The sequence below is a fragment of the Nocardia gipuzkoensis genome (assembly GCF_021183645.1).
GTDB lineage: Bacteria > Actinomycetota > Actinomycetes > Mycobacteriales > Mycobacteriaceae > Nocardia > Nocardia abscessus.
This window is the reverse complement of sequence record NZ_CP089225.1, coordinates 2,123,982-2,135,309: the sequence shown is the minus strand read 5'-3', so window position 1 is coordinate 2,135,309 and position 11,328 is coordinate 2,123,982. Positions and strand designations below refer to the sequence as shown.

The 11,328-nt window shown below is 69.2% G+C and carries 11 protein-coding genes; 7 read left to right on the top strand and 4 right to left on the bottom strand.

The features are described from left to right. Positions 1–5 precede the first annotated feature (5 nt). The 4 genes from LTT66_RS09830 (at position 6) to LTT66_RS09815 (ending at position 4,638) form a co-directional block, all read left to right on the top strand. Positions 6–2,003 (top strand): acetyl/propionyl/methylcrotonyl-CoA carboxylase subunit alpha, encoded by a 1,998-nt coding sequence (locus tag LTT66_RS09830; protein WP_233066117.1) that lies wholly within the window; start codon positions 6–8, stop codon positions 2,001–2,003. A gap of 67 nt (positions 2,004–2,070) precedes the next feature. Next, on the top strand, positions 2,071–3,231 hold the full coding sequence (locus LTT66_RS09825) for an acyl-CoA dehydrogenase family protein (protein WP_233066115.1): 1,161 nt from the start codon (positions 2,071–2,073) through the stop codon (positions 3,229–3,231). Between the two features lie 10 nt (positions 3,232–3,241). Next, the gene (locus LTT66_RS09820; RefSeq protein WP_233066113.1) at positions 3,242–4,018 is read left to right on the top strand and encodes an enoyl-CoA hydratase family protein; all 777 of its coding nucleotides are present in this window, start codon (positions 3,242–3,244) and stop codon (positions 4,016–4,018) included. Positions 4,019–4,023: 5 nt separating this feature from the next. Further along, complete coding sequence (locus LTT66_RS09815) at positions 4,024–4,638, top strand: TetR/AcrR family transcriptional regulator (protein ID WP_043699432.1); 615 nt, start codon at positions 4,024–4,026, stop codon at positions 4,636–4,638. Positions 4,639–4,721: 83 nt separating this feature from the next. On the opposite strand, the gene LTT66_RS09810 is transcribed toward LTT66_RS09815, so the two are convergent. From LTT66_RS09810 to LTT66_RS09800, 3 genes are all read right to left on the bottom strand, one after another. Then, positions 4,722–5,087, bottom strand: a complete 366-nt coding sequence (locus LTT66_RS09810) for a hypothetical protein (protein ID WP_233066111.1) — start codon at positions 5,085–5,087, stop codon at positions 4,722–4,724. 310 nt (positions 5,088–5,397) lie between these two features. Next, positions 5,398–7,488: a glycosyltransferase family 39 protein gene (locus LTT66_RS09805; protein ID WP_233066109.1), complete on the bottom strand. Its 2,091-nt coding sequence runs from the start codon at positions 7,486–7,488 to the stop codon at positions 5,398–5,400. Beyond that, positions 7,485–8,768, bottom strand: coding sequence for a bifunctional glycosyltransferase family 2/GtrA family protein (locus LTT66_RS09800; protein WP_233066107.1), 1,284 nt, complete (start codon positions 8,766–8,768; stop codon positions 7,485–7,487). Before LTT66_RS09800 ends, LTT66_RS09805 begins: the two co-directional genes overlap by 4 nt. A 153-nt stretch (positions 8,769–8,921) precedes the next feature. Between LTT66_RS09800 and LTT66_RS37050 the strand changes: the two genes are divergently transcribed. Then, positions 8,922–9,044 (top strand): hypothetical protein, encoded by a 123-nt coding sequence (locus LTT66_RS37050; RefSeq protein ID WP_269822001.1) that lies wholly within the window; start codon positions 8,922–8,924, stop codon positions 9,042–9,044. A 27-nt stretch (positions 9,045–9,071) separates the two neighbouring features. On the opposite strand, the gene LTT66_RS09795 is transcribed toward LTT66_RS37050, so the two are convergent. Further along, entirely contained in the window at positions 9,072–9,491 is a 420-nt protein-coding gene (locus LTT66_RS09795) for a DUF6463 family protein (protein WP_233066105.1), read from the bottom strand. 187 nt (positions 9,492–9,678) lie between these two features. On the opposite strand from LTT66_RS09795, the gene LTT66_RS09790 reads away from it, so the two are divergent. Both LTT66_RS09790 and LTT66_RS09785 read left to right on the top strand, forming a co-directional pair. Further along, on the top strand, positions 9,679–10,305 hold the full coding sequence (locus LTT66_RS09790) for a TetR/AcrR family transcriptional regulator (RefSeq protein WP_233066103.1): 627 nt from the start codon (positions 9,679–9,681) through the stop codon (positions 10,303–10,305). 165 nt (positions 10,306–10,470) lie between these two features. After that, the gene (locus tag LTT66_RS09785) at positions 10,471–11,193 is read left to right on the top strand and encodes a TetR/AcrR family transcriptional regulator (protein ID WP_233069093.1); all 723 of its coding nucleotides are present in this window, start codon (positions 10,471–10,473) and stop codon (positions 11,191–11,193) included. Positions 11,194–11,328: the final 135 nt, after the last annotated feature.

Sequence of the window (11,328 nt, the reverse complement as noted above, 5' to 3'; positions counted from 1 at the left end):
CGCGGATGGAAATCACGAACGTTCTTGTGGCGAACCGGGGCGAGATCGCCCGGCGCGTCTTCGCCACCTGCCGCCGGATGGGTCTGGGCACCGTCGCGGTGTACTCCGACGCGGATGCCGCCGCGCCGCACGTCACCGAGGCGGACGCCGCGGTACGCCTGCCCGGCAATACACCCGCGGAAACCTATCTGCGCGGTGAGCTGATCATCGAGGCCGCGGTGGCGGCGGGCGCCGACGCCATCCATCCCGGGTACGGGTTCCTCTCCGAGAACGCCGAATTCGCCAAGGCCGTGCTCGACGCCGGACTGGTCTGGATCGGCCCGCCGGTCGAGGCGATCGAGCAGATGGGCTCGAAGGTCGCCTCGAAGAAGATGATGGACGCCGCCGGAGTGCCGGTGCTGGCCGAACTGGACCCGGCCGAGGTCACCGAGGCACACCTGCCGGTGCTGATCAAGGCGTCGGCGGGTGGCGGCGGGCGCGGCATGCGCGTGGTCCGGGAGCTGGCCGACCTGGCCCCGCAGATCGAGGGCGCACGGCGGGAGGCGGAATCGGCGTTCGGCGACCCGACGGTCTTCTGCGAGCGCTACCTGGAGACCGGCAGGCACATCGAGGTCCAGGTGATGGCCGACACGCACGGCGCCATCTGGGCGGTGGGCGAGCGCGAGTGCTCCATCCAGCGCCGCCACCAGAAGGTGGTCGAGGAGGCGCCGTCGCCGCTGGTGGAACGCACTGAAGGCATGCGGGCGCGGCTGTTCGAGGCGGCGCGCCTCGCGGCGGGCGCGATCGGCTACACCGGCGCGGGCACCGTCGAGTTCCTCGCCGACGAGCAGGGCGAGTTCTTCTTCCTGGAGATGAACACCCGTCTGCAAGTGGAGCATCCGGTCACCGAGTGCACCACCGGCCTGGATCTGGTCCGGCTGCAACTGGACGTCGCCGCGGGCGGCGCGCTGCCCGCCGAACCGCCCGCGATGCGCGGACATTCGATCGAGGTCCGGCTCTACGCCGAAGACCCGGCGCACGACTGGCAGCCGCAGAGCGGAACGGTGCACCGCATCGAGATCCCTTCGGTGCGTACCGAATTCGACCTGCTCGACCGGCCGGGCGTACGGCTGGACACGGGTGTGGTGGACGGCTCGGTGGTCGGGGTGCACTACGACCCGATGCTGGCGAAGGTCATCTCCTACGCCGAGACACGCGGCGAGGCAGCGCGATTGCTGGCCGCCGCGCTGCACCGGGCGAAGATCCACGGCCTGGTCACCAACCGGGACCTACTGGTGCGCGTGCTGCGTCATCCGGCGTTCCTCGCCGGTGACACCGACACCGCGTTCTTCGCGACGCACGGGCTGGACGCCCTCGCCGCGCCCCTGGTATCGGAGTCCGACGAGGCGCTGTCGATCGTGGCCGCCGCGCTCGCCGACGCCGCCGCGAACCGCGACAGCGCGCGAGCGGGCGGCGGGCTGCCCAGCGGGTGGCGCAATCTGCCCTCGCGGTCGCAGCGCAAGTCCTACGAGAGTCGCGCCACCGGGACGCACGAGGTCGGTTACCGTTTCGGCCGTACCGGCGTCACCGTGGACGGCCACGACGGTCTCGAACTCGTCGAGTCGGCTGCCGATCGCGTCGTGCTGTCGGTGCCGGGCGACCGCGGCCCGGTGCGCAGGCGATTCGAGGTCGCGCGCTACGGCGACCAGGTCTACGTCGATTCGCCGCTCGGCCCGGTGGCCCTGCGCAGGCTGCCGCGCTTCACCGACCCGGCCGACCAGCTGGCCACCGGCTCGCTGCTGGCGCCCATGCCGGGCAGTGTGATCCGGCTCGGCGCCGAGGTCGGCAGCCACGTCGAACAGGGTCAGCCGATCCTGTGGCTGGAGGCGATGAAGATGGAGCACACCATCGCCGCGCCCGCCGCGGGCGTGCTCAGCGCCGTCAACGTCACCGTCGGCCAGCAGGTCGACGTCGGCGCCGTGCTCGCGGTCGTCGAACCCGAGGAAATCCAGGACGAGCGATGAGCCACGATCGCGCAGCGCTCATCGAGCCGACGGGGTGCGGAAGCCCCCGCAAGACACAGGAGAACTGATGAGCTTCATCGAAACCGACGAGCAGAAGGCGCTGCGGGCCGCGGTCGCCGCGCTGGCCGCGAAGTACAACTACCGCGACTACGTACTGCCGAAGGCGCGCAAGAACGAGCCGCTGGACGAATTGTGGCAGGAGGCGGGCAAACTCGGGTTCCTCGGGGTGAACCTGCCCGAGGAGTACGGTGGCGGCGGCGCGGGCATGTACGAGCTGTCCCTGGTGATGGAGGAGCTGTCCGCCCAGGGTGCGGGGCTGCTGCTCATGGTGGTCTCCCCGGCCATCTGCGGCACCATCATCACCAAGTACGGCACCGACGAGCAGAAGCGGGAATGGCTGCCCAAGCTCGCCGACGGCTCCGGCAAGATGGTCTTCGGCATCACCGAGCCGGACGCGGGCTCCAACTCCCACCAGATCACGACCACCGCGCGTCGCGACGGCGACGACTGGATCCTGAACGGCCGCAAGATCTTCATCTCCGGCGTCGACCAGGCCGAGGCCGTGCTGATCGTGTCCCGTACCTCCGATCACAAGACCGGCAAGCTCAAGCCCGCCCTGTTCATCGTGCCGACCGACGCCGAAGGCTTCACCAAGACGGCGCAGGAGATGGACATCATCGAGCCCGACCACCAGTACAGCCTGTTCCTCGACGACGTCCGGCTGCCCTCCACCGCACTGGTCGGCAAGGAGGACGCGGCGCTGATGCAGCTGTTCGCGGGCCTGAACCCGGAGCGCATCATGGGTGCGGCCATGGCCATCGGCCTGGCCCGCTACGCCATCGACCGCGCGGTGGAATACGCCAAGGAGCGCACGGTGTGGAAGACGCCGATCGGCGCGCACCAGGGCATCTCGCATCCGCTCGCGCAGGTGAAGGTCGAGCTGGAGCTGGCGAAGCTGATGATGCAGAAGGCCGCCACCCTCTACGACACCGGTGACGAGATGGGCGCCGCCGAGGCAGCCAACATGGCGAAGTACGCGGCGGCGGAAGCCAGCATCAAGGCACTCGACCAGGCCATCCAGACCCACGGCGGCTCCGGCCTGACCAGGGACGTCGGGCTGGCCGCGATGCTCGCCGCCGCGCGCATCGGCCGCATCGCGCCGGTCAGCCGGGAAATGGTCCTGAACTTCGTCGCCCAGTACTCGCTGGGCCTGCCCAAGTCGTACTGAGAGGCCGCGCATGACCGAGACGGGTCCGTTCGTCCGCTACGAGGTCGGCGGCGGCGTCGCGACGCTCACGCTCGATTCGCCGCACAACCGCAACGCGCTGTCGTCCAAGCTGGTCGCCGAACTGCTGCGCGGGCTCGACGACGCGGCCGCAGACGAGACGGTGCGCGTCATCGTGCTCGCGCACACCGGCAACACCTTCTGCGCGGGCGCGGATCTCAGCGAGGCGAGCGACGCCGATCCGGCCGTGGCCGCCGACCAGCGCACCCGGGTCATGATCGGGGTGCTGCGCCGGTTGGTGGAGATCCCGAAACCGGTGATCGCGCGGATCGACGGCAACGTGCGGGCCGGCGGCATGGGCATCGTGGCCGGTTGCGACTTGGTCGTGGCCGGGCCGGGCAGCAGTTTCGCGCTCACCGAAGTGCGGATCGGGTTGGCGCCGTTCATGATCTCACTGACCCTGTTGCCCAGGCTCAGCCCGCGCGCGGCCAGCCGGTACTACCTGACCGGCGAGAAGTTCGACGCCGCCGCGGCGAAGGAGATCGGCCTGGTCACCGTCACCGCCGACGATCCGGCAGCCGAGGTCGCCCGGCTGTGCGGGGAAGTGCGCAAGGGCTCCCCGCAGGGGCTGGCCGAGGCCAAACGGTTGGTCAACGCGAGCGTCCTCGCCGAGTTCGACGCCTCCGCCGAGGAACTCGCACGGCGCTCGGCGAGCTTCTTCGGCACCCCCGAAGTCCACGAGGGCATGCTGGCCTTTTTGCAGCGCCGCTCGCCGAGCTGGGCAGAATAACCACCATGGCGACACCCCACGAACCCAAGCAGGACCGCAGCCGAGCCACCCGGCAGCGCCTGCTCGAGGCGACCATCGACTGCCTGTCCGAGATGGGCTGGGCTGCCGCGACGGTCGCCGTGGTCGCCGAACGGGCCGGGGTGTCGCGCGGCGCGGCGCAGCATCACTTTCCCACCAGGGAGGATCTGATCACCGCCGCGCTGGAGTACATGTTCGACACGCGCAGCGGGCAGGCGGTGCAGGAGGCCGAGACGCTGGTGGAACTCGGCGACGGCATCGCCCGCACCGAGGCGGTGGTGGCGGGGCTGGTGGAGTCCTACACCAGCCCGCTGTTCAAGGCCGCGTTGCAAGTGTGGACGCACGCCGCCGCCGATCCGGTGCTGCGCGAACGCATCGTTCCGCTGGAGGCCCGCTTCGGGCGCGCCTCGCACCGCCGCGCGGTCGAAGCGCTGCGGGTGGACGACTCCGATCCGGTCGCCCATCACCTGGTGCAGGCGACGCTGGACATGGCGCGTGGTCTCGGTCTCGCCGACGTTCTCACCGACGATTCGGCCCGCCGCAAGCGGATCGTCGAGCAGTGGGCGGCCACGCTACACGCCGCCTTGCACGCACCCCGCTGAGCGGGAGCCCGCGAGCGTCACGAGTGCGCGCTACGCGACACCGCCCGTCGCGGGCATACGCGGCTGATCGAGTGGTGCGCTGATCAGCACAGTCCTTGCTGCTCGAGGCGGCCGGACTCGATGGCGTAGGAGGAGGCTCCGATTGCGGCCCCGATCAGGCCGACGATGATCGCGCCGGGAATCGCGCCGACGAAGAAGACGGGCAGGCCGACGAGCGCGCCGATCGCGGCGCCGATCGCCGCGCCGATTCCCGTGCGCAGTTCGATCGTGTCGCCGGGCGGCAGGCAAGCCTTGATGTAGGTCACCTGCGGGGGTTCGCTGGTCGCCGCGGCGATCGGTTCGGCTCGGTCAGCGGGGGCGGCCGACGCGGTGGCGGCGAATCCGACGGTGAGCGCGGTTGCGACCAGTGCGCTGACCACCGTCACGGCCAGCTTGATGAGAGCGTTCAATTGTTTCCCTGAATGTTCGTGGTGGACGCGTGACCTGATGGTGGCGGAGCCCCGGCTCCCCGCAGGGAGCCGTCACACATCCCGATCATCATCGCTGGCGTTTTGCGGGATGCCAAGAGCGGCGACCGAATCGCGCACTCGGGTTGCTCTGCACATCTCGAATCGAAGCTCGCACACGCGATCCGCACCGACGCCGAGGTATGGCGTCGGTGCGGATGCGGTGTTCAGCGGGCGCAGGGAGTCGCGCTGAACACTGGAAGGCGATGCGGTCGGCGGGGAATGCAGGGCGCCGCGACCGCATCGCGCGGTTTCAGCGAGTGGCGGTCAGGTCGTACAAGGTAACCCCGTCCACCTGGATGGCGGTGAAGTTCTCCTGGACCCACTGCGTGATCTGAGCGCTGGGCGAGGAGCTGGACGAACCCGGCCCGCCACGGCCGCCGCCGACGAAGTAGTGGATCTTCCCTTCGGCGGCATACTGCTCGAACTGCTCCAGCGTCGGCGACGGGTCACTGCCGTTGAAGCCGCCGATCGGCATCACCGGAAGTTCGGTGGCCAGTTGCAGGCCCGCGGCACTGTTCGATCCGATGGCCGCGGCCACCCACGTGTAGGCACCGCCGTTCTGCTCGAGCAGGGACACGACTTGCGCGCTCGGCTCGCCCGCCCCGAGGAGACCGCCGATGCCGCCGCCATCGGGTCCCGCACCGGCGTCTCCCGGCGTGCCGAGAGTCTGCCCATCGGGCACCGTTCCGGGCGGGAACATCGCGCCGTCGGGTGCTTGCGAGCCCGGTGAATTGCCCTGCGGCGCAATACCAGGCGGGAGGCCCGGTGGCGTACCGCCCGGGGCTTGCCCGTCGCCGTTGGTGGTACCCGCCCCGTCCTGCATGTGGCGGCCCGTTCCGGGCACTCCCTCGCCCCACGGCGGCCGTCCGTGCATCCCTGCGTTCGGCCCCGCCGAGGGAATCGAACCGGCATGCGGCGTCGCGATCGTGTCGACGGCGTAGGCGACCGGTCCGGCCAGGAAGGTGAACGCGACCGCCAGCGCCGACGCCACGGCGAGCTTGCGCGGTGCGGGGAAGAGTACGGCCAGCGTCGCGATGACGCCCACGACCAGCACCGTCCAGCGCAGCCACGACTGCCACTCCGGACTGCGGGACAACAGCATCCACGCGGTCGCGGTGGTCAGGCCCACCGCCAGCGCCGACGCGAGCCGCACCCACAGCCGATGCCGTGCCCGCCACAGCAGCGCCGCGCCCGCGCCGACGAGTGCGGCGATCGCCGGAGCCAGGGCCACGGTGTAGTACTGGTGGAAGATGCCGGCCATGAAGCTGAACACCAGCCCGGTCACCAGCAGCCAGCCGCCCCAGAGGACCAGCGAAGCGCGCTGCGGATCGGTGCGAGCCGCTTTGCCGCGCAGCAGGATTCCCACCACCAGCGCGACCAGCGCGGCGGGGATCAACCAGGCGATCTGACCGCCCTGCGCCGGTTCGAACATCCGCGTGATGCCGGTGCTTCCCCACATGCCGTTGCCGCCCGCCGGAAGTTCACCGCCCGGTCCGACGCTGCCGCGCTCGTTGCCGTTGAGCCGGCCGAGGCCGTTGTAGCCGAGTGTCAGTTCCAGGATCGAGTTCTCGTGCGAGCCGCCGATCCACGGGCGTGACGAGGCGGGCCACAACTCCACCGCCAGCAACCACCAACCCGCGGCGACCACCATCGCGGCTCCCGCCGCGAAGAGTTGCACGATGCGCTTGCCGAGCTTCGGCGGACCCGCGATCAGATAGGTCAGCGCGAGCGCGGGAACCACCAGCAGCACCTGTAATTGCTTGGTGAGGAAGCCGAATCCGATCAGCGCGCCGGTCAGCACCAGCCAGCGCCAGCGGCCGTCCTCCACCGCCCGCGTCATCGCCCAGGCGGCGGCGACCATCAAGAACACCAACAGCGCCTCGGGATTGTTGAACCGGAACATCAGTGCCGCGACGGGCGTCACCGCCAGCGCCAACCCGGCGAGCAATCCGGCGGCGGGCCCGAACGGCCTGCGCACCGTCGCCCACAGCAGCGCCACGGTGGCCACTCCGAGCAGCACCTCCGGCACCAGAATGCTCCAGCTGTTGAGCCCGAACGCCCGTACCGACAGCTCCATCAACCACAGCGACGCGGGCGGTTTGTCCACGGTGATCGAGTTCGCCGCGTCCGAAGACCCGAAGAAGAACGCCTTCCACGACACCGAACCCGCCTGCACGGCAGCCGAGTAGAAGGAGTTCCCCCACCCGTTGGCGCTCAGGTTGCACAGATAGGCCACCGCCGTGCCGAGCAGTAGCGTCGCCAGCGCCGGATACTCCCACTTCCGGTTGGTCTGCGGCCGCGTTTCGGTCGCGACCGGCTGCGCGGTCAGTGTCGCCGTCATCGACGGTCCTCCTCACGACCGATGGAGGCGAGAGCCGACGCCACCGGCTCGGCCGAGCGATCGCGTCCTCCGCTTTCCCGGAACACCCACCGCAGGCCGACGAACCGCAACAGCGTCGCCACCGAATTGGCCGCCACCAGCACGAACAATTCCAGGTGCACCGAGGCGTCCGGCGCCCACCGATGCAGCGCGAACAGCGACCCGCTGGTGAGCGCCAACCCGATGCCGAAGATCACCAGACCTTGGAACTGGTGCGAGACGGCGCCGTTCGAGCCGCGCACGCCGAAGGTGAAGGCCCGGTTGGCCGCGGTATTGCCCACCGCGGTGATCAGCAGCGCCGCGAAGTTCGCCGCCTGGGCGCCGGTCAACGGTTGCAGCACCACATAGAGCAGCAGATAGGCCAGTGTGCTCGATACGCCGACGATCGCGAAACGCACGAGCTGTCCGACCATGCCCAGCGGCACCCCGGCCACCAGGGGTTCCCGGCCCGCCGCGCTACGCAGCTCGTCGAGCGGCAGCGCGCCGGTGGTCAGCGCCCGCCCGAGCCGCCAGATGCCGAGCAAGTCCTTGCGCGCGGTGTCGATGATGTCGACCCGGCTGTCCGGATCATCGATCCAGTCCACCGGGACCTCGTGGATGCGCAGACCGGCCCGCTCGGCGAGGACGAGCAATTCGGTGTCGAAGAACCACTCCCCGTCGCGCACCAGCGGCAGCAGGCGGCGCGCCACGTCGGTGCGCATCGCCTTGAAGCCGCACTGGGCGTCGGAGAAGTGCGCGCGCAGCGAGGCTTTCAGCAGCAGGTTGTAGCAGCGCGAGATGATTTCCCGCTTGGGGCCGCGCACCACACGGGACGCCGAAGCCAGCCGGGTGCCGATCGCCAGGTCGGAATGCCCGGTGATCAGCGGCGCGACCAGGGGAAGCAGTGCGTTCAGGTCGGTGGACAGGTCGACGTCCATGTAGGCGACCACCTGCGCGTCCGAGTGTTCCCACACCGCTCGCAGCGCCCGCCCGCGTCCCTTGGCGGCCAGGTGCACGACTCGCACGTCGTCCAGCTCGTCGGCGAGCAGCTGTGCGACTCGCAGCGTGTCGTCGGTGCTCGCGTTGTCGGCGACCGTGATGCGCGCCGGGAACGGGAACCCGTCGCGCAGGTAGGCGTGCAGTCCGCGGACGCACACGCCGAGGTCGGTCTCTTCGTTGTAGACGGGTATCACCACGTCCAGCACGGGCGCACCCGTGGTCTCGGTTCGTTCCGCCGCCGCGACGGTCGAGGTCTCGGTCATGCGAACTACATTCGGCGGCCACACTGCCACGGTGCTGGGGCTCAGCTGTGAGGTTCCTGGTAGCCGATTTCCACGGTCCCACCCGGATCGGCCTCCGTAGCGTACGGTCGGTGGTAGCGGGACCACTCAGGTTCTCCGAGCAAAGGACCACGATTGTCCGACAAATCTCCGCGCAGCTCGATGTCCAAGAAGTCCGGGAAGTCCCTCAAGGAAAAGCGAGCGGAGAAGAAGGCCAAGTCCGCAGTCGATCCCGTCATCGACATCAAGAAGCGCTGACCGTGCCGCTGAGCGAGAACCACTTGCTCAGCGGCCCGGCAAGGCGGAGCGGCAAGCAGTTCCAGGGTTGTCGCGGCGAGCGGCTCGTCTGGAGCCGGCCAGTAGCAGGCCGGCGGCGATCAGGAGGACCAGCAAGGGTGATGGGCCGCCTACCGCGACAGTGACCAGAGTCCAACCGGCCACCATCCATGCGAGGAACGGTGGCGGTGTGAGGCCGCGATGGTCCAGCCACAGCACCATCAGGCCGAGCAGCAGGAACGGCACGCCGAAGCTGAACACGGTGTACCACAACGTAGCCTCGGCGTAGTTCATCGCAGTGGCATCCGCCTCCCACCCTTCTCCGCTGAACCACGCCTCGGCGTAGCGCGGGGCAGTCTGCACGAGAGCGCCCAGCGTGTGTCCGACTCCTGGAAACAACACAATGAGCCAGCCGGCCCACTTGATCATGTGAACTCCCATTTCCGCGCGCGGAGCCGTGGGGCTCCATCGGTTGTCTCCGCGACCGTGGCCCGCGACGCGCGTTCATCTCGCCGCGCAGATCACCGCGAATCCTGATATACGATGGCGTATAACACCCAGCCTAGCTCTGATGTACGGTGCCGTATAGGTGGGAATGTGTGAGAGGAGTCGCACGGTGGGCGTGGCCCGCACACCACGCCAGGCCTGGATCGAACAGGGATTGCAGACACTGGCCGCAAGCGGTGTCGACGCGGTCCGCGTCGAGGGGCTGGCCAAGGCGCTCGGCGTGACCAAGGGCGGGTTCTACGGCTACTTCGCGGATCGCAACGCACTGCTGGAAGCAATGCTGGACGCATGGGAGCGCGAGAGCATCGACGAGGTGCTCGACCGCGTCGCACGCGAAGACGACCCACGCGACAAGGTCGTCCTGGCGGGACGGTTGACCCTGTCCGGCGACCGCCTGCTGGCGATCGACTTGGCGATCCGCAATTGGGCCCGGCGAGACGAATCGGTCGCCGAACGGCTGCGCCGGGTGGACGACCGGCGCATGGATCTGCTCCGCGAGATGATCGGCACCTTCTGCTCCGATCCCGACGAGGTCGAAGCTCGCAGCCTGCTCGCCTTCTGCCTCGCCATCGGTAACCAGTTCCTCGCCGCAGGTCACAACGGCCGTACCCACGAGGAGGTGCGCGCCCGCGCATCCGCGATAATTCTCAACCGCACTCACGTCCAGGCGTCGCCAGGATCCACAATCCGGGGGGACGAAGAAAATCTCCGAAGCGAATCGGAGGAAGGCAAGTAGGGCAAGAGCGAGCTCCGCGGACCTCGGGGCCGCCCCGGCCGGGTTGGCTCCGCTCCAGTTCGCCTCGATCAGCTCGGCTGCGTACAGGTTCGCGCCATTCACGGCTCGTTCGGGTCGGCGGGTGCGGTGTGTAACCGGGGGTAGCAGGTAGCATCCGGATTCGTGATGCTCGGCGGCGGGACGGAGGCGGACCTGCCGCGCAAACGTGTGGACGCGCGCACCGAGCGCTGGCGGGAGCATCGCAAGAAAGTGCGCGAGGAGTTCGTGGACGCGGCGTTTCGCGCCCTCGACAAGTTCGGCCCCGGCGTCAGCATGGGCGACATCGCCAAGGAGGCGGGTGCGGCCAAGCCGAAGCTGTATCGGCACTTCGAGGACAAGGCCGACCTCTACAACGCGATCGTCGACCGGATTCGCGACATGCTCTGGGAACAGATCATGACCAGCTTCGACCTGACCGGCGACTCGGCCGGTGAACTGGTGCGCCGGGCCGCGTCCGAGTACGCGCTGGTGGTGGCGCGGCAGCCGGACGTCTTCCGGTTCATGCTGCACAGTCACTTCACGCAGCGCTCCGACGACACCGGCCGTGCCCTGCAATCGGCCAGGCAGTCCGCCGAACGCGCCGCCGCGTTGTTCGCCGGCGCGGTGGACGACGAATCGGTGCGGGTGGCGGACGCGGAGCTGGTGATCTATTCGATCTTCGGCGCGGTGGCCTCGGCCACCGATTGGTGGCTGGGGACGAACCGGCTGGAGCCGCCCGCGATGCCGGTCGAACAGTTCGCCGCCTATCTCAGCGAGATCATCTTCGCGCTGGTGGCGGCGAGCGCTCGGTTGCACGGCATCGCGATCGCGGCCGATCTTCCGCTGCACAGGGCATTTTCCAGTCTGTGACCGGAGCGCCCCCCCGGGACGGGCGCCGAGGTCATTGCCGCGACAACGCCGAACGTCGTTGTTCCGATCGCCTCGCCGTTGAAGCCATCCGTGTCGGCGACGTCCTCAGTATGGCAGCGCCCACCGACAAGAAAT

What these genes read in the sequence shown, in the direction of transcription:
- LTT66_RS09800 (WP_233066107.1), bottom strand. Translation starts at nt 8,768, where the DNA reads ATGACCGAGACCTCGACCGTCGCGGCGGCGGAACGAACCGAGACCACG.
- LTT66_RS09820 (WP_233066113.1), top strand. Translation starts at nt 3,242, where the DNA reads ATGACCGAGACGGGTCCGTTCGTCCGCTACGAGGTCGGCGGCGGCGTC.
- LTT66_RS09785 (WP_233069093.1), top strand. Translation starts at nt 10,471, where the DNA reads ATGCTCGGCGGCGGGACGGAGGCGGACCTGCCGCGCAAACGTGTGGAC.
- LTT66_RS09795 (WP_233066105.1), bottom strand. Translation starts at nt 9,491, where the DNA reads ATGATCAAGTGGGCCGGCTGGCTCATTGTGTTGTTTCCAGGAGTCGGA.
- LTT66_RS09805 (WP_233066109.1), bottom strand. Translation starts at nt 7,488, where the DNA reads ATGACGGCGACACTGACCGCGCAGCCGGTCGCGACCGAAACGCGGCCG.
- LTT66_RS09830 (WP_233066117.1), top strand. Translation starts at nt 6, where the DNA reads ATGGAAATCACGAACGTTCTTGTGGCGAACCGGGGCGAGATCGCCCGG.
- LTT66_RS09825 (WP_233066115.1), top strand. Translation starts at nt 2,071, where the DNA reads ATGAGCTTCATCGAAACCGACGAGCAGAAGGCGCTGCGGGCCGCGGTC.
- LTT66_RS09815 (WP_043699432.1), top strand. Translation starts at nt 4,024, where the DNA reads ATGGCGACACCCCACGAACCCAAGCAGGACCGCAGCCGAGCCACCCGG.